Origin of the sequence: Mycolicibacterium vinylchloridicum (genome assembly GCF_013404075.1) — a bacterium.
GTDB classification, from domain to species: domain Bacteria; phylum Actinomycetota; class Actinomycetes; order Mycobacteriales; family Mycobacteriaceae; genus Mycobacterium; species Mycobacterium vinylchloridicum.
Map to the genome: position 1 here is coordinate 1 of NZ_JACBJQ010000057.1, position 17,790 is coordinate 17,790.

Sequence of the window (17,790 nt, forward strand, 5' to 3'; positions counted from 1 at the left end):
ATTCCTTTGCTCGAGTGACTTTCGCGGGTCTCTCGAAGAATCACGCGATGACCTTCATTCATCCGGCTACGACACGCCGGTACCGCTGATCAGGTCCGACTCGTACACCACTCTGCTGGACGCAACCTTCGTTGCGGTCCACGGACCGCGGATAAGCTCGCCGAGGCTGTCGCCGACCGCGACGTCGTCCCAGTATCGCGGCACACTCCCCCGGATTTTCGACGGCTCCTCCGCATAGAGCTGCGCGATTCGTTCGATGTCGTCGTTGGTGTACTCGGCCGGCGACAGGTCCTTGTGCTTAGACCCCTTACTCCCCATACCGCGTTCTGTACGGATGCCCCACGGCATCGACTTCGCGACAAGTTCTCCGTTCTGGTTGGTGAACAGCACCTCCGAGGTTTGCTTGACCGAGCGCCCAGCGAACTCGCCGTGCCGGATGGCGACGTCCAGTAGCTTGACCGAGACATCGATGCGATCGTTGCGCCGGATCGGCAGATACCACTCGTGCTCGGCACCTCCGAAAAACGAGTGCACCCCCGGCAGCCCGCTGCGATCTCCGATCGCCTGCAATGAGAAGCCATAGATCATGCTCGGCGGCGCGATGATGCCGCCCGCCGGCGTCTGTGACGCATAGTCTTCGTCGGTCCACCGCGGGTCACGGTCGCCGATCGCCCTGGCCCATTGCCTTATCGCGTCCTTCGACGCTTCTTCGAGTGTCGGTTCCTCACGCGTGAGCCGGGGCTTCCCGACCTTCGCGCGGAGTTGATCCAGTGCCTCGTCGGTGATCGTCGCCACGCGGTCCCTCACCCCTTGCCGGAAAGGTTTGTTCTTTTCATTCGAGACTCCTAACGTCAACCGAGGAACCTCGCTAGTACTCTTGTATACGTGTAGACATAATGCACGCGAGCAGGCCCGTGAGTCAACTTCGCGGGCCACCGCGCCGTTATCCTGCAAACCGCGCAGGAGCGCATGTACGTCGACCAACACCGAGCGAAGATGAGGACACCTTGGCACCTGACACGCCATCGGACGCAGCCAAATTCGCACCGCAAGCCACGCCCGAAACCGAGCCATTCTGGAATGGCTGCGCACAGGGAGAGTTGCGGCTCCAGAAGTGCTCAGGCTGTGACGAGTTCTACTTCCCCCCGCGGCCGTTCTGCCCGTCGTGCTGGTCGGCGGACGTCACATGGCAGGCGGTGAGCGGACGCGGCACTTTGCACTCATATGTCATCAGCCACCGCGCGGCCCCCGGTTTCGGTGGGGACGTCCCCTATGCGATCGCGCTGGTGCAACTCGACGAGGGCCCAAAGATGATGTCCAACATTCTCGGTATCGAGAACGTGCCCGAGAATCTCGTCCTGGACATGCCGTTGGAGGTCACATTCGAACAGCGCGGTGATGTCGCCGTTCCCCAGTTCCAGCCGGCCGGAACACCCTGATGGGCATCCGGGGAGTGGCCGCGATCGTCGGCGCCAGCGAGACCACCCGACTGGGCAAGATCCCGGATATGTCAGTCCTGGGCCTACACCTCGACGCTGCCCGTAATGCCGTGGCGGACTGCGGAATCGATCCCAAAGAGATCGACGGAGTCGCGACGACCGGCAGCGTCAACATCACCCCGGTCAGCCCGGTCGTGATCTCCCACTACCTCGGATTGACCCCGAAGTGGATCGACAGTACGTCGGTCGGTGGCGGCTCGTTCATGATGCTGGTTCGTCACGCGGCCGCGGCTATCGCTACCGGCATGTGTCAGGTCGCACTCATCACCCACGGCGAGTCGGGGCGCTCCGGTGTCGGTGTGCCGGGTATGCCGCCGGACCGCACGTCGCCGTGGGCTCAGTTCGAGCGACCGTACGGCCCATGGGGTGCGCCCAGCCTCTTCCCGATCGGTGTGCTGCGTTTCATGAAGGAAACAGGCCTGACCCACGAGCAACTGGCATCGGTGCCGGTGGCACAACGCAAGTGGGCCGCAATGAACCCACGAGCACTGGCTCGCGAGCCGATCACTGTCGAGGATGTGCTCGCTTCCCCGCTAGTCGCCTACCCGATGCACAAGATGGAGTGTTGCCTTGTCGCCGACGGCGGCGGCGCGGTGATCATCACCTCGGCGGAACGCGCGCGTGACATGGATCTGTCCCATCCCCCCGTCTATCTGCTGGGCGCTGGCGAGTCAGCGGAAACCCCGATGATCTCCCAGATGCAGGACATGACCACGTCGCGGGCCTTCCAGGTGTCGGGCGCTGCGGCGTTTGCGGAAAGCGGTGTCACGCAAGCCGATGTCGACCACGTGATGATCTATGACGCGTTCGCCCACAATCCGATCTACGGCCTGGAGGATCTCGGGTTCGTGGGTCGCGGTGAGGCGGGCGAGTTCATCGCCGCCGGCAATACCGCGCCCGGTGGCTCACTCCCGACGAACACAAACGGTGGCGGCCTGTGCTATGCGCATACCGGGATGTACGGCATGTTTGCGATCCAGGAATCTGTACGCCAGCTGCGCGGCACTGCGCCGGCGCAGGTCGACGGCGTGCGCATCAGCGTCGCCCACGGTGTCGCGGCATACTTCGCCGCCTCAGGCACTTTGGTGCTCGGAAATGAGATCCCGTAAGGGGAGTCAGGGCAGCTGCGCCGATTTGCGCTTGAGGATAAGCGTTTTCGACTCCGTGAAAGGCAAGATCCCCTCTGTCCCACCCTCACGCCCGATACCCGACTGCTTGAAGCCTCCGAATGCGATCCCGAAGTCGGTTCGAAAGGCGTTGTGCCCCACAGTTCCCGATCGCAGTCGCCTAGCTACGTCGACAGCCCGCTCCACATCATCGGTGAACACCGAGGCGTTCAGCCCGAAAATGGTGTCATTAGCGAGCTCCACCGCATGATCCTCATCGGCCGCCGGTATCACCGCAACCACGGGTCCGAAAATCTCTTCCTGCGCGATCACCGACGAGTTGTCGACGTTGCCGAAGACTGTTGGTTCGATGTAATAGCCACGCGGCAGATGATCCGGGCGTTTGCCGCCGGCCGCCAAGACGGCGTCGGACTCGATGCCCTTGGCGATGTAGTACTCGACACGATCACGCTGGCGCGCCGACACCAGCGGCCCGATCTGGGAATCCGGATCGAACGGGTCGCCGACGCGCACCCCACGGAACTCGGTGGCCAACGCCTCCAACATCTCGTCGTGACGCTTGACCGGCACGATGACACGTGTCAGCGAAGAACACGACTGTCCGGTCAACAAACACTCTTGACGCATCAAATGCGTTGCGGTCTTGGCGATATCGATGTCGTTGAGGATCACCGCCGCCGACTTCCCGCCGAGCTCCAACGTGCAGCGCGCGACGCGCTCGCCGCAGATTGACCCGATGATGCGGCCTGCGGCCGTCGACCCCGTGAAGGTGATCTTGTCGACACGCGGGTCGCGCACCAGCAGCTCGGACACCTCGCGGTCCGCCGTGACGACGTTCACCACGCCCGGCGGTAACCCGGCCGCCTCGACGGCCTCGGCGAAGATATAGGCCTCCGCAGGTGCCTCCGGGGATGCCTTCAACACCACCGTGCATCCGGCGATGAGCGCCGGGGCGACCTTGTAGCCGATCAGCCGCATCGGCGAGTTCCACGGGATGATGGCGCCCACCACCCCTACCGGCTCCCGGATCAGGTACCCGGCCTCACCGAACGTCGGCGTCATCGGCGTCACCCACCCGAAGGTGTCCGCCTGATCGGCGTAGGAGGTGAAGATGTCAAAGCCATCCTGGCCCGCGGCGCGGGCCACCGATTGCAGCGCACCCGTCTCCCGCGGCCAGATCTGGCCGATATCCTCACCGCGGGTCAGCAGGTATTCGGCGATCGCACGCAGATATACGGCGCGCTCGGCATGCGTCATACGTGGCCACGGGCCGCGATCGAAAGCCGCCCGGGCGGCGCCGACCGCGCGACTCATATCGTCGGCCCGAGCCTCGGCGACCTCAAGGAAGATTTCCTCTGTGGTTGAGTCGCTCACCCGGATCTTATTGCCGGTGGAGGGCTCGGCCCACTCGCCTCCGATGAAGAGGCAGTCGGTGTTCTTCAGTAGCGCGGCGGGTCCGCTGGCGATCGCCACCGTACCTACGCCACGAATTCCGGCTCGCCGACGCTGGGGAACAGATCGAGGAAGTTGCCCTGCGTGATCTGGTAGCGAGCCTCCTCGGGCACGCCGTCGAAGAGCTCGTGGAGCACCTTCTGCGTGTGGCCAAATGTGCCCTCGAGATGTGGATAGTCGCTTCCCCACATGACGTTCTTGTATCCCATAGCGAGGTAGGCCTGCACCGCGGACTTGTCGTGCTGGAACGAGGCGTACACCTGGTCGTAGATGATCTCACTGGGCAGCCGGGACAGCTTGGGCCGCACGTAGATTCCGTGCTGCCGGTATGCCTCGTCCATGCGGTCGGCGATGAACGGCACCCAGGTAGCGCCACCCTCGGATACGAGGACCTTCAGATTGGGATGGCGGTCCAGCGCGCCAGAGGCCACCAGCATGGTGGTGGCGCGCTGGCCACCGAATACCGTCTCGACCCAGTTGATGATCGCGCCGCCTGGACCGTGGTATACCGAACCTGGCGATCCGCCGTCTGGCGCCTTGGCATCCGAGCCGATGTGGATGCCGAGGACCATCCCGATCTCTTCGCAGACGGCCCAAAGCGGTTCCCAGACGTCGTAGTTCCAGTCGCCGATGCCGTCCTCATCAAGCCCGGACGGCAGGCTGATCGCCTTGAACCCCATATCGGCGACGCGCTTGACCTCGGCGACGGCGTCCTCCACAGACCTGGTCGATACCTCGGCCGCGGGAATCGAACGCTTGGTCTTGTCGATGAACGTCTCCTTGAGCCAGTCGTTCATCACGCGTACGCCTTCGCGGTACAGCACCGGATCCTTGATCAAGCCGTTCCACAGACCGATCGACGGGTAGACGATCTCGCCCCAGATGCCCTCGTGGTCAAGGTCTTTCAGACGCAGCTCAAGATCCCACGCGCCCGGTGGGCGATCGAAGCCGCCCATCTCGGTGAAGGTCATGCCCTCCTGCCGGTGTGCCGAGCCCTCGACCCACGCACCCGCGGCAATCAGGTCTTCTTTGGTCATCTCGGGGTTGCGCCCGATCTTGCGCTCGAAGGACTGTCCGTCGACATGCAGGACCTCGGTCCGCTCGTCGATCTTCTCGCTGCGGGGCATGCGCTCGGCCATGTCGGCCGTCATGCGCTCGCTCCAGAGGGTGTCCGGTTCCAGCACGTGTGCATCGCCCGAGTACACCCACATCTTCTCATCTGCCACGATCTCGGAAGTCATCTTCGTTCCTCTCCCTGAAACTTGAAGTATCTGTCTCTCAATTACTTTCGACCCTGAGCCGAGCTGGTCATCTGATGGCCCCGGCATCGCGCAGGCTGGCCACCTCATCGGCCGGGATCCCGATCGCGGCCAGGATCTCGTCGGTGTGCTCACCGAGTTCAGGTGCCCGCCGCAGCGCGGGCACCGTGGCGCCCTGGAATCTGATCAGTTGTGCGGGCTGCCGAGTCAGGCCATAGCGGGGGTGGTCGAATTCACCAACTCGTCCGAGCCGGAGGTTGTCTGGGTCGTCCATGAAACGCCGGTTGTTCTCGTACACCGGCTCCGCGGCGGGCACCCCCGCGGCGCGCAGCGCGGCGAGCAGATCACCGGTTGTACGGCCAAGGAACCGCCCGAAGAGCGCGTCCTCGAGTTCGTAGGCGTTCGCTTCGCGCAGTTCCGCCGTGCTGAACCTCTCATCACCGAGGATCTCGACGTCCAGCACCCGCCCCAGCGCTGCGATATCGGTGTCGTTGGCGGCAACCACGACGATCCACCCGTCGGAGGTTTCGTACAGCCGGTGCAAGGGACTGACGCCCATCTGCAGCGCGTCGAGGCGCCCGGCGCCCAGGATGGTTCCATCGCCGGCGCGCACGACATGGCACATATCTTCCATCGCCGAATGGAAGTGCGGCGAATCGAGGAACTGGCCCTTCCCGGTCTGCTGCCGATTCCACAGCGCCATCAGGGCACCGACGGCTCCGAGCAGGCCTCCGCCGGAGTCCTCGTTGGCCACCGGGTCCACCGGCGGGTTGTACAGACCCGCGGCTTCGTAGTCCGCTCCGACGTATCCGGCCATCAACGGTGCGAGACTCTGTCTGTTGACGTCGGGGCCCCCGATGCCCCAGCCCGTCGCGTGCAGGTACACCACGTCGGGGTTGAGCTCGCGGACCTGCTCGTAGCCCATCCCCAACCGCTCGGCCGCGCCTGGACGCAGGTTGTGGTGCACGACATCGGCCCATTCGATCAGGCCCGAACGGATCTGTCCCACATCGGGGTTCGTGAAGTCCACACCCATCGCCCGCTTGCCGGCCTGCGCGCTGCTGAACGGGCGCTCGAGGCCGCGCATCGGGTCACCGATCGGGGGCTCCACCTTGATCACATCGGCGCCGAGGTCGGACATCAGCCGCGACGCATAGGGCCCGGCGAACCAGTGGCCGATGTCGAGGACCTTCAGTCCCGCCAGCAGCGGCCGTTCATCGATCGGCCCGAGTTCGGAGACGCTAGGAGGCTTGGGCAATGCCCCCGAGCGCAACTCAGCCAAGACCTCGTCGGTGTGCTGCCCGACTGTCGGTGCCCCACCGCCCACTTGCGCAGGAGTGCGTCCGTGTTTGATCGGCGGCGCGATCTGCTGCACCGGGCCCAGCGTCGGATCGGTCACGTTGACGACCATCTCGTTGTGGACCGCCTGCGGCTCGTCGAACACCTCGGTCGGCCGAAGCACGGGGATCGCGCAGATGTTCGCTTCGATAAGTCGCTCCAGCCAGACCTTGCGGGGCTGAGTTTCAAAGATCTCGGGAATCTCCGCCAACGCGACCTCTTCGGACTCGCTCAGCGGTGTGCTGGCCTCCGAACCGTCCACCGGCAGCACCCGATCGTCGATGCCGACCAACGCCATGAGGCGGTCGAAGGCACCTCTGGCCGCGGTGTGCACGCCGATGTACTCGTCATCGGCGCAGCGGAGAGTCTTGATGTAGAACCGCGTTCCGCCCGTGCGGTAGCGCTCCTTGTTGCGAGCGCTATATCCCCAACTCTGCGAAACATAGGCGATCATGCCGTCGAGAAGCGACGTTTCCACATGGCGTCCCCAACCATCGGTCTTGCGCCGGTACAGCGAGGACAAGATCCCGATGAGACCGAGATATGCCGCACCGGAGCTGGCCGAGGGCACGCCGACGAAGATCGGACCGTCGCGGAAACCCGCCTGATCGCCCATCGTACCGAGAAGGGCGTGCACAAGGGCCTCGTGGCCTGGCAGGTCCCGGTGTTCACTGTCGGCGCCGAAACCCGAGATGGAGCAGTAGACCAGCGCCGGATTGCGTTCGTGCACAGCGCCGTAACCCACACCGAGTCGATCGGCTACCCCGGGTTGCCAGCTCTGGATGAACACGTCCGCACTGTCGAGGAGCGCCAAGAGTCGCTCGCGGCCATCGGAGTCCTGCAGATCCAACGTGATACCGCGCTTGCTGCGGTTGAATACCGAGTACGCCACCTCGAGTTCGCGCCGGAACGGGTCCCCGCCCGGCGGTTCGACCCAGATTACGTCCGCGCCGTAGTCCGCGAGAATTCCGGCCGCCTTGGCGCCGGCCATTCCCGACGTACAGTCGATGACCCGAAGCCCCTGCAGTGGCCCTGCCATGTCTCACATCCTCCATGCTCGTCGGTCACCGGAAATGACCATTCTCGCAGCCTCTACGCCTGTGATCAATCTGCAGTGCGGAGCATCACCGCACCGGGTGTGAAGAAGAACCCGCCGGAGGTCACCAACGCGACGCGCGCTCCGTCTACTTGGCGTTGGCCGGCGTCTCCGCGAAGCTGGTGAACGGCCTCGCGAATATGGCCGCTACCTTGCGACGCACCCTCAGACATGTTGCCGCCGTGAGTGTTAACGGGAACCCTGCCGTTGATCACGATCCGGCCCGAGGCAGCCTCCCAATTGTCGTCGATGAAGTCTCCGGCCTCTCCGAGACCGCACCAGCCGATGTCTTCGAACCACTTCAAGGTGGTGATGGTGAAGCCGTCGAACGGGTTGTACACATCGACGTCGTCGAGTGTGAGTTCACTGACGTCCCACAGCCGCCGGCTGACCACGCCCTGACTGGAATGGTCGACGTCGCGAAGGTTTTCCTCTGCGGTGCGATCGGTCTGGCCTGCTACTGCGGCATGGATGAGTACAGGTGTGTGCGGCAGGTCGCGGGCTCGTTCGGCGGTGGTGACGACGAATGCGTCAGACCCGTCCACCGGGAACTCCATGTCGAGCATCCGCAGCGGATCCCACAGGATCGGCGCCTGCAGATAGTCGTCGATGCTCAACGGATCAGTCACCGCCGCGTGAGGATTCATCCGGGCATTGCTGCGCGCATTGACGGCGATGTAGCCAAGGTGTTCCGGCCGGGCCTTGTAGGTGTCGAAATACTTTCTCGCCCAGGGTGCATACACCGACGTTTCGCCGGCAATCGAGTCGGGCCAGTGACTCTGCGGCCGCCTGGCGTGCTGATACTCGCCGGCGCGCTTGCGGAAGGGATCCTTGGCCGCCGACGCCGACAACATCGGCGTCCGATACATCGAATGATGCACCAGCACGGTTTCGCACACCCCCGAGGCCACCGCCATCATGGCGTTGGTCATCTGGATGTTGAACGCGGTCAGGCAGCTTACCGACCAACCCGTCTCCGGAATTCCCAGCGCGCTCTGGACGATCTCGTTGCGAAAGATGTCGCCGGACAGGCCGTCGATGTCCTCCTTGACCAGACCCGCGTCGCGGATGGCGTTCTGGCATGCCTCCACGACCAGGGCGAGCTCGCTTCGACCGGAGTCCCTGGAAAACTCTGTAGTACCGACACCGACGATGGCAACTTGGTCACGTGCTGGATAGCGCCGGGTCATCGCGGCGCTGCTGTCGTCATATCGGTCGCGGTTCCGTTCTCGTCGTTGCTCATACGGGTTTGAAGGCGGGTACGGGATTACCGCAGCGATCCAGCCACTCGAGCTCGACCGCCATGCCGATGGTTACGTCCCCGGGCGCGACACCCACGACTAAGCCCGAAGCGCGCAGATCGTCTTGCTCGGCGAGCGAGATAACGGCCAGCGCGTGCTCGGCCCTGGGCGCGACCGTGAAGGTGTGCACCACTCCCCTTCCGCTGACCGCGGTGGGTGTCACGCTTGCCGACCAGCAATTGGGACATGTCGGCCACGGTGGCTGATACCACTTCGCGCAATCCGCGCACCGATTCACCAACAGCTGACGGCGCAGCAGCCCGCGGTAAAACTCGACGTTGTCGCGGTCGATCCACTCGGTCGCGAAGCGGTCGAACACATCCTCAGAGGCCTCCGCGGTCACCTGTCTCTACATCCCTTCGGCAATGCTGCTTAGCGGCTCACTACTTCTTGTTGGTCGCCCACTCGGTCTTGTTCCACATGTCGATATCGCGCTGATCGGCAGCGCGACCGGCGATCGTGACGGTGTCGACGTCGGTGGCCAACGCACGCAGGGCACCCGCGGTGCACTGATCTTTGGGCTGGTACTTGAACGGATCGAATTGGTATGCGTTGATCGCGTTCTCGTGGGTGATCTTGTTGATGACGTCGTCGGGCAGGTGCCCGAGCGTCCGGATCGCTTGCTCAGGCGAATTCGGCCACTCACTATCGGAATGCGGATAGTCCGACTCCCAGAACACATGATCGATGTTGAACCAGTCGAGCAGGTGCGGACCCACCTGATCATTGATGAAGCACGAGAAGATGTGCCTCTTGAAGACGTCGGTGGGGGTGTCGTAGCCCGGGGGCATCTTGTGCTTGGTCCAGCCGCTCTGCCGCTCCAGAACATGCTCCGACTTCCACAGGAAGAACGGGATCCAACCGATGTCGCCCTCGGTGAGGGAGAACTTCAAGTCGGGAAACTTGCCCCAGAAGTCCGCCCAAATGAGGTCGAGCATGGTGAACATGGTCATGATCGGGGCGGCGGCCATCACCGCGTTCGGCGGGGCGTCGGCCGTTAGCTGCGGGGTACGCGAGGACGAACCGAGATGGCAGCAGATCACGGTGCCTTCGTCGGACGCGGCCTTGAAGAGCGGGTCCCAGGCGTCACTGTGGATAGTCGGCATGTTCAGCGCTTCGGGATTCTCGGAGAAGACCACCGCGTGACAACCCTTGTTGGCGAGTCGCTTCAATTCCTTCGCGGCCTCTTCGACGTCGTAGAGCGGCAACAGGCCGGCCGGGATGAACCGACCCGGGTATGCCCCGCACCACTCATCGACGTGCCAGTCGTTATACGCCTTGATCATGATGGTGTTGATGTCTTTGTCCGGGCCTTGATTGAGCACCTGGCCCGAGAAGCCGGTGAAGTTGGGAAAATTGAGCCCGCCCAACGTGCCGCCGGCGTTCATGTCGCGAACCCGCTCGTGCACGTCGTAGCAACCGGGGCGCATATCGTCGTAGCGCGACGCGTCGAGGTTGTACATCTCCTTGGGTTTGCCCGCCACGGCGTTCAGCCCGAGGTTACGGCCTCGAATGTTGCCGTAGTACCACTGCTGGGTGCCATTGGCCTCGGCGACGACGCGCGGCGCGAACTCCTTGTACTTTTCGGGCACGTGTGCTTCGAACATGTCGGCGGGTTCGCTGATGTGGTCATCCACACTGATCAGGATGAGATCGTCGGCTTCCATCGCTAGTCCCTTCGCTAAATTCGGCTCGTAATCAAGTGGTCAACGACGTGCTGCGAGAGTTCGCTGCGAATGCTGCATGACAAACTCGGAGAACGCTCATTCTCACGATAGTCGTATACAAGCACATAGGGCTAGTGTATACAAGAACACCAAGAAGCCTTGGTTTGCCGGTGCCCGAAATCCGTTCGCGAATCCAGCTTTCGGGCCGGGAGTGCAACCCTCACCGGTACCGTTGACGACGGGCACACGACGTACGACGACACGGAGGTCAATGTGACAACGACGCAACTGCCCACCGCGCCACTTACCAATACTGACAAGTTCTTCATCGACGGCGACTGGGCGAAGCCCAGTAGCGACGCGATGATCGACGTCATCGATTCGCATACTGAGGACGTTTACTTCCGGGTCGCCGAAGCGCAGGCGGCCGACGTCGACCGGGCCGTCACGGCCGCGCGGACCGCGTTCGACACCGGGCCGTGGCCCCGGCTGACGCCGGCCCAGCGGGCCGAGTACATGCGGGCCTTCGCCGACGCGCTCGAGGCCAAGAACGAGCGCAACTTGCAGATCTTCCCCCGCGAATCCGGGATGATCATGGCCTATGCAGTCAACGACTGCCCCGACGCCGCCAATCGGCTTCGGTTCTACGCGTCGATGGCCGATACTTACAGCTTCGAAGAACCGGCCATGCCGACCGCCGGCGGCGCCTTCGGGTTGCTGACTCGCGAGCCGGTCGGCGTGGTCGGCGGGATCGTGCCGTGGAATGGCCCGCTGTTCCTGTCGACAACCAAGATCGCCCCGGCCCTCATCGCAGGCTGTACCGTCGTGCTGAAGATGGCGTCCGAAGCGCCGGGCGAGGGCTACCTGCTGGCCGAAGCCGCCAAGGAGGCCGGCCTGCCGCCCGGTGTGCTGAATATCCTCACAGCTGAGCGATCGGTCTCCGAACTGCTCGTCCGCGACCCGCGCGTCGACAAAATCGCCTTCACCGGATCGTCTGCCACCGGCAAGCGCATCGCAGGCATCTGTGCGGAGCGGGTGGCGCGGTGCACCCTCGAACTGGGTGGCAAGTCGGCCGCGGTCATCCTCGACGATATGGATCTGGATGCCGCGGCGGCGCAGATCGTAGGCGACGAGATTTTCTTGACCGGGCAGGTCTGCTCCTCGCTGACACGCATCATCGTCGGTAAGGAGCGTCACGACGAACTCGTCGATGCGATTGCCGCCGGGTTCGCCGCGGTCAAGGTCGGCGACCCCTACGCCGCGGAGAGCCAGATGGGCCCGCTGGCCGGTGCACGGCAGCGCGAGCGTGTCGAGGGATACATCGCCAAGGGCATCGCTGAGGGGCAACGACTGGTGACCGGCGGTGGACGGCCGAAGCATCTTGACCGCGGATTCTACGTAGAGCCAACGCTTTTCGCCGATGTGGACAACAGATCCACGATCGCGCAGGAGGAGATCTTCGGCCCGGTTCTGGTCGTCATACCCGCGGACAGTGAAGACCACGCGGTCGCACTGGCCAACGACACGGTTTTCGGCTTGAACGCATCGGTGTACACCGCCGATGTCAACCGGGCCAAGGCCGTGGGTTCGCGGTTGCGCGCCGGCACGGTCGGCCACAACGCCTGCCGCACCGACTTCGGGGTCAGCTTCGGGGGCTTCAAGCAGTCCGGATTGGGCCGTGAGGGCGGCACCGAGGGCCTCGGGGAATACCTTGAGGCCAAGTTTTCGATCTTCGAGGATGTCCCGGCCGGGTACAGCCTGAAATAGGCTGTACGTGAACGTCATCCGCCGATCGCAGAGTCGATGCGGGCGATCACTGCGGTGTCGGCGTGCCGCCGCATCGAATACTCACGCCGATGTACGCCGGCAACGTGAATCACCGTCGCGGTCACATCAGCGGCATCGTCGGAGGCGAGCCAGGCCGCCACCCGGGCGACGTGAACCGGATCGAGGTCCAGGGTTGTCGGCGATTTCTCGAACACGCTTGCGTTCATGCGGGTGAACGCCCCCGGCGAGATCGCGTTGACGGTGATCCCGCAGGCTCGGCCCTCGTTGGCCAGGCCTATGGTCGCTGACCACACCGCTGCCTTCGCCGGGCCGTAAATCAAGCCGAGTCCCCCTCGACCGAGGTCCGCTTTCGCGGGAAAGGCCTCTTCCGAGACGGTGTTGATAACTCGGCCCCAACCTTGCGCCCGCATCATCGGCCAGGCGGCTTTGGCCGCGCCGAGTGGGCCGTATAGGTGCAGCGCGAGTGCACGTTGGAGTTGCTCCTCGGTGAGGTCCTCAATCGCCGCGCCGCCCGGGAGCCCAGCATTGTTGACGACGATGTCAACCTTGCCGAACGCCTGCACCCCGGCGTCGACCGCCGCAGCCGAACCGGCGAACGAGGCGATGTCGTTGCAATCTGCGACAGCCTCGCCACCGGCGGCGAGGATCTCGGCGACCACGCCCTCGGCCACGCTGCTGTCCCCGCCGGCACCGTCCAAGCCGACACCCAGGTCGGACACCACGACTCTCGCGCCGCGCTGAGCCATCAGCAGGGCGTGCGCGCGACCGATCCCCCGGCCCGCCCCGGTCACGAGGGCGACGCGGCCCTCCAGCGACGATGTCGGCATGTGATTACCTCCGCAAGATCTCATCCGCAATCATCCCTCTTGAGACGGCTTGCGCGGTCAGGACGAACGCTCAGATTCCGCATTCAACTTCGCGAGCACGTGCCGCCGCACCAACTTGCCCGTCTCGGTGCGCGGCAGTTCATCCCAAACGTGAATCGTGTCAGGGGTCTTGGATCCGCGTAGCCGTGTTCTGACAAACTCGCGGAGGTCATGTGAAGCGATATGTGCGTTCGGGGCTGTGACGATGACGGCTTCCAAACGTTGTCCCCATTCGACGTCCGAGACGCCCACAACCACCGCGTCGGCCACGGCTTCGTGAGCGAGAAGGACCGCTTCGATTTCCGCAGGTGCAATATTCTCGCCACCGCGGATGATGGTGTCGTCAGTTCGACCCCCGATGAACAGGTAGCCGTCGACATCCAGGTACCCCTCGTCGCGGGTATCGAAGAAGCCGGCGCCGTCCAGCACCGAACCCGTCCCTGAATACTCCCCCGATACCTGCTCGCCACGCACCCAGATGCGGCCCACTTCACCCGCCGCGAGGACCGCACCGTCGGCACCCCGGATCTCGATCTCGACGGTCGGCAAGACCTGGCCGGCGGAACCGAGTCTGCGCCGGACGTTCTCGTCGGCGGAGTCAACTGCATCTCGATGGTCCTCGGGGCCGAGCACCGCGATGGTCGAACTCGTCTCGGTAAGACCGTAGGCGTTGACGAAACCTACGTGCGGCCATTCGATGAGCGCCTTCTCGATCACCCGCCGAGGCATCGCCGCGCCGCCATACGAAAGAGTGCGCAACGATGGCGCACTGCGGTCCCCGTCGGCGTCGATGATCCGCGCGAGCATAGTTGGAACGACGAGGGCGTTCGTAATCTCCTCGGAACGAACGGTTTCCAGCCATTCTTCACCACTGAACTGTTCCAGAACGACAGTCCGCCGCCCGGCATAGAAATTTGTGATGGCGTTGGCAACCGCAGCAATGTGGTACGGCGGCACACTCACCAAAGCAGCCTCGGATTCAGCGGCACCAGCGAACTCGACCGATCCCATCACATAGCTGGTGAGATTCTCGTGCCTGAGCACAACCCCTTTGGGTTCCGACGTCGTACCTGAGGTGTAGATGATGGCCGCCGGGGTTTCCGGATCCTGCGGCGCTTCGAAGGGCGACGCGGCGGGGCTGGCCGATAACTCGGCAAGCCACTCGTCCCGGGTGACCGTTGCGAGCCCAGCGGCCGAGCACGAATCTTCGAACTGTTCAGAAGTAATCACCAGTGCGCCCGGATGCTTGGCGAGCAGACTGACTATCTGGTCAGCGCTCTGACGATAGTTCAACGGGACAAGCGGAATACCGGCTCGGGCGGCCGCGAACAAAGCGATCGTGAAGCACGGCCCATTGACGTCGAGGTAGACCAGTGCCTTCACATCTCGCTCAGTCAATAGGTTTGCCGCCGAGTCGCACAACGCGGCCACCTCAGGTGCCGTATACGTGCGCTCGCGCCGCCCGAGAAGCGGGCGATCGCCCAACCCGTCGACCACCATATCGAGCAGTATCGACACGTTCACAAACACGCCCTCTTCTGTCGCCGTGAGCAGCCACGGACCGCCCGATCGCAGCCCTGAGCCATGGGTTCACCCCACTGTATCGTCATTAACTGACTAATGTCTATGAGTGTCTAATGTCATCAGTACGCGTAAATGGCACGAGTGCTTCGTGTGGTCGCTGTTACATAGCGAGGGTTTCGAAGGCCTGTCGTAGCCTGCTGGATGGAACGGTCCTACCAGGGACTTGCTGTGGTAATCTCCGTTCTCAGTATCGCATGTTGTTCTTCTCACCGCGGGTGGCGGAAGATGCGCTGCACGCGCAGGTGTGACAAACAAACGAAAGGATCGATCGAGCGGTGAGCGATCACCAAAACGGACCCAGTCAGCTCGACAGGTCCCAGCCGAGAGCTCGGCATCGAGACCTTTCTGGAACGCGGATACTCGTTGTCGGCGCCTCGTCAGGTATCGGTGAGGCCTTCGCCGTCGCGGCGGCGGCCCGGGGCGCTTCGGTGGCGTTAGCCGCACGCCGGATCGATCGTCTGAAACCCTTGGCCGACAGTGTGAATGGTCTTGCCTACGAGCTGGATGTCTCTCGGCCACCCGAGATTGAGACGACGGTGGAGAATGCAATTGCCGCGCTGGGCGGAATCGATGCCGTCGTCTTCACCTCTGCCGTCCTACCGTTCGCACACGTTCAAGACACAGACGTCACCACCTGGTTGCACGCGTTCTCGGTGAATGCGGTGGGCGCGTCACACCTGCTGCGCGCGGTGATGCCCCACCTGTCGCAGTCCTCGGTGGTTCTGATCGCGTCGAGTCACGACGTGGGTCGCCCCCGCGCCGGGGTAGCCGCCTACAACGCAAGCAAGGCGGCTCTGGACGAGCTCCTGCGGTCGTGGCGCAGCGAGCATCCAGAGTTGTCACTCATCCGAGTCGCGATCGGACCAACCAAGGACAGCGAGATACTGCGGGGAGCCGACCGCCATCTGCTGGCCGAGTTGTATCGTGCGTGGAAGGATCACGGCCAGATCCCGCCGCAGATGTCGGAGATCGCCGACGTCGCGAATACGTTGGCATCACTGGTGGCAGCCGCCCGCGACAATCCCTCTGTGGTCGCGGAATCGGTCACCCTGGCACCGCGACACATCGGCTGATCGTTGGCGGTAGCCCTTGAGCTACACCTGGTGGTAGCGGGTCACCGCGTATGTGCGCAACCTGTCCAGGTTGTGCCGGAGAGCCATCGCCAGCAGCGGACGGGTGACCTTGACCAACGACTCAGGTATCCCACGAGGACGAACCAGCACGGACCACGTCAGTCGGCATCCCTGGTCGATTGATTCGATTCGATAGTCCTCTGCGAAGACTCGAAAGACTGGCCGCGAGCAATCGGTGAATCGAAAAGCCATCCGTCGGTTCGTCTCCCAACAAATGAACTCCTCGTTGGCGACGAACCCACGTCCAATCTCCACTGTGCGGGTCGTCCCCAGACCCTTGGGGTCGGCACTCGTCCACACAACCTTCGTAATCGCGGTCAACCACCGCGGCCACGCCTCGGCGTCCTCAAGGATCTCGAAGAGCTGATTCGGCTGTACCGGAATATCAACGGCTGCAGTGAGCGTCGGCCGATGCAGCTCTACGAGATCAACCGGACCACAATCCCGCATCTCCGAGTGCCGCCGGACTGACACGCTGGTCAGACCTCGATAACGACGGCGCCGCCCATGCCGCCGCCCGCACACATCGCGGCCACACCGATGCCACCACCGCGACGGTTCAACTCGTAGAACAGCGTCGTGAGCATCCGTGCACCACTGGCGGCAATCGGATGCCCGAGGCTGCAGCCACTTCCGTAGATGTTCACCAGTTCCTCGTCGATACCGAACTCCAGGCACGCGGCAATCGGTACAGATGCGAACGCCTCGTTGATCTCCCAGAGGGTGACGTCTCGGGCTGACAAGCCAGCGCGGTCGAGCACCTTACCGATCGCAGCGACCGCTCCGAGGCCGGTGTCTTTCGGTTCGACACCGGCTGACGCCCATGCCCGTACCGTCCCGAGTGCGTTGAGCCCAGCAGTCGACGCGGCCTCAGAATCCATCACGACCAAAGCGGCGGCCGCGTCATTGGTGCCGCTGCTGTTGCCCGCCGTGATCGAAAAGTCGGGAATCTCGGGGTGTAACACCGGCAGAGCTTCCAGACGCTCCATCGTGGTGCCGCGGCGCGGGAATTCGTCAACGGTGAAACTTGTCACCGAACCATCGGGTCCGGTGATCTTGAGCGGAACGATTTCGTCGACGAACACGCCGTCATCGATCGCCTTGATCGCCCGTTGATGCGACCGTAACGCCCATTCGTCCATGTCGCGCCTGCTGATTCCGACCGCTTTCGCAGTGTTCCACCCCACAGTGATCGCCATATCACGGGTTGGCGCCTCCGCCGTCTCGGGGTGCGTGGGCGGGATCCACATGTCCTCGAATTCGAGGTCCGGTCCTGGGATGCGGACCTTCATCAGCGGCGTCATCGACAACGACTGCACGCCACCGGCAACGACGGCGCGATCCATCCCGGAATTGACCTGCGCGGCCGCGTTGGCTACCGCGGTGAGGCTGCCGGCGCAGTGCCGGTTCAGAGCCTGACCTGGCACTGTGTACATACCGAGCTTAGCCGCAGCGTAGCGCGCGAGATCGCCTCCCCCGTAGTGTGATTCGGCGAACATGACGTCGTCGATCGACGCCGGGTCGACCCCAGACCGCTCGACGACCGCCTCCAAGATGGTGGTCGCCAACTCTTCGGGTGTGGTATTCACCAGTGATCCCTTGAAGGCCCGGCCGATCGCGGTACGAGCGGCGCCTACAACTACGGGTTTCGACATGAGAGTCCTTCTATCACTTGTTGAG

Annotated in this window: 15 protein-coding genes and 1 pseudogene; 5 read left to right on the top strand and 11 right to left on the bottom strand. The window is 63.6% G+C overall.

From position 1 onward, the window contains the following. Positions 1 to 66: 66 nt before the first annotated feature. Complete coding sequence (locus tag HPC46_RS28630; protein ID WP_179475528.1) at positions 67 to 795, bottom strand: FAS1-like dehydratase domain-containing protein; 729 nt, start codon at positions 793 to 795, stop codon at positions 67 to 69. 101 nt (positions 796 to 896) lie between these two features. On the opposite strand from HPC46_RS28630, the pseudogene HPC46_RS35830 reads away from it, so the two are divergent. The 3 genes and pseudogenes from HPC46_RS35830 to HPC46_RS28640 all read left to right on the top strand — a co-directional run. After that, positions 897 to 1,172, top strand: a pseudogene (locus HPC46_RS35830) (Zn-ribbon domain-containing OB-fold protein); the annotation flags it as partial. 24 nt (positions 1,173 to 1,196) lie between these two features. Continuing rightward, complete coding sequence (locus tag HPC46_RS35835) at positions 1,197 to 1,439, top strand: Zn-ribbon domain-containing OB-fold protein (protein WP_325096812.1); 243 nt, start codon at positions 1,197 to 1,199, stop codon at positions 1,437 to 1,439. After that, positions 1,439 to 2,608: a thiolase C-terminal domain-containing protein gene (locus HPC46_RS28640; protein ID WP_179475530.1), complete on the top strand. Its 1,170-nt coding sequence runs from the start codon at positions 1,439 to 1,441 to the stop codon at positions 2,606 to 2,608. Before HPC46_RS35835 ends, HPC46_RS28640 begins: the two co-directional genes overlap by 1 nt. Positions 2,609 to 2,614: 6 nt before the next feature. Here the strand turns inward: HPC46_RS28640 and HPC46_RS28645 are convergent, their stop codons facing one another. From HPC46_RS28645 to HPC46_RS28670, 6 genes are all read right to left on the bottom strand, one after another. Further along, entirely contained in the window at positions 2,615 to 4,099 is a 1,485-nt protein-coding gene (locus HPC46_RS28645; RefSeq protein ID WP_179475531.1) for an aldehyde dehydrogenase, read from the bottom strand. Between the two features lie 5 nt (positions 4,100 to 4,104). Further along, positions 4,105 to 5,319, bottom strand: coding sequence for an amidohydrolase family protein (locus HPC46_RS28650; RefSeq protein ID WP_179475532.1), 1,215 nt, complete (start codon positions 5,317 to 5,319; stop codon positions 4,105 to 4,107). Positions 5,320 to 5,386: 67 nt separating this feature from the next. Beyond that, positions 5,387 to 7,714: a CaiB/BaiF CoA transferase family protein gene (locus HPC46_RS28655; RefSeq protein WP_233716812.1), complete on the bottom strand. Its 2,328-nt coding sequence runs from the start codon at positions 7,712 to 7,714 to the stop codon at positions 5,387 to 5,389. A gap of 65 nt (positions 7,715 to 7,779) precedes the next feature. Continuing rightward, positions 7,780 to 8,961 (bottom strand): thiolase family protein, encoded by a 1,182-nt coding sequence (locus tag HPC46_RS28660; protein WP_179475533.1) that lies wholly within the window; start codon positions 8,959 to 8,961, stop codon positions 7,780 to 7,782. A 49-nt stretch (positions 8,962 to 9,010) separates the two neighbouring features. Next, the gene (locus HPC46_RS28665) at positions 9,011 to 9,415 is read right to left on the bottom strand and encodes a Zn-ribbon domain-containing OB-fold protein (protein WP_179475534.1); all 405 of its coding nucleotides are present in this window, start codon (positions 9,413 to 9,415) and stop codon (positions 9,011 to 9,013) included. Positions 9,416 to 9,455: 40 nt separating this feature from the next. Further along, the gene (locus tag HPC46_RS28670) at positions 9,456 to 10,739 is read right to left on the bottom strand and encodes an amidohydrolase family protein (RefSeq protein WP_179475535.1); all 1,284 of its coding nucleotides are present in this window, start codon (positions 10,737 to 10,739) and stop codon (positions 9,456 to 9,458) included. Positions 10,740 to 11,012: 273 nt separating this feature from the next. On the opposite strand from HPC46_RS28670, the gene HPC46_RS28675 reads away from it, so the two are divergent. Then, positions 11,013 to 12,506, top strand: coding sequence for an aldehyde dehydrogenase (locus HPC46_RS28675; protein ID WP_179475536.1), 1,494 nt, complete (start codon positions 11,013 to 11,015; stop codon positions 12,504 to 12,506). A gap of 14 nt (positions 12,507 to 12,520) precedes the next feature. Here the strand turns inward: HPC46_RS28675 and HPC46_RS28680 are convergent, their stop codons facing one another. Together HPC46_RS28680 and HPC46_RS28685 are read right to left on the bottom strand one after the other, a co-directional pair. Further along, positions 12,521 to 13,354, bottom strand: coding sequence for an SDR family oxidoreductase (locus HPC46_RS28680; RefSeq protein ID WP_179475537.1), 834 nt, complete (start codon positions 13,352 to 13,354; stop codon positions 12,521 to 12,523). Positions 13,355 to 13,411: 57 nt separating this feature from the next. Next, the gene (locus HPC46_RS28685; RefSeq protein ID WP_325096809.1) at positions 13,412 to 14,923 is read right to left on the bottom strand and encodes a class I adenylate-forming enzyme family protein; all 1,512 of its coding nucleotides are present in this window, start codon (positions 14,921 to 14,923) and stop codon (positions 13,412 to 13,414) included. Positions 14,924 to 15,252: 329 nt separating this feature from the next. Between HPC46_RS28685 and HPC46_RS28690 the strand changes: the two genes are divergently transcribed. Next, a complete protein-coding gene (locus tag HPC46_RS28690; protein WP_179475538.1) occupies positions 15,253 to 16,050 on the top strand; it encodes an SDR family oxidoreductase in 798 nt (265 codons plus the stop codon). Between the two features lie 21 nt (positions 16,051 to 16,071). Here the strand turns inward: HPC46_RS28690 and HPC46_RS36000 are convergent, their stop codons facing one another. Continuing rightward, positions 16,072 to 16,560, bottom strand: coding sequence for an SRPBCC family protein (locus tag HPC46_RS36000; RefSeq protein WP_407665573.1), 489 nt, complete (start codon positions 16,558 to 16,560; stop codon positions 16,072 to 16,074). Positions 16,561 to 16,589: 29 nt separating this feature from the next. Further along, a complete protein-coding gene (locus HPC46_RS28700; protein WP_179475540.1) occupies positions 16,590 to 17,765 on the bottom strand; it encodes a thiolase family protein in 1,176 nt (391 codons plus the stop codon). Positions 17,766 to 17,790: the final 25 nt, after the last annotated feature.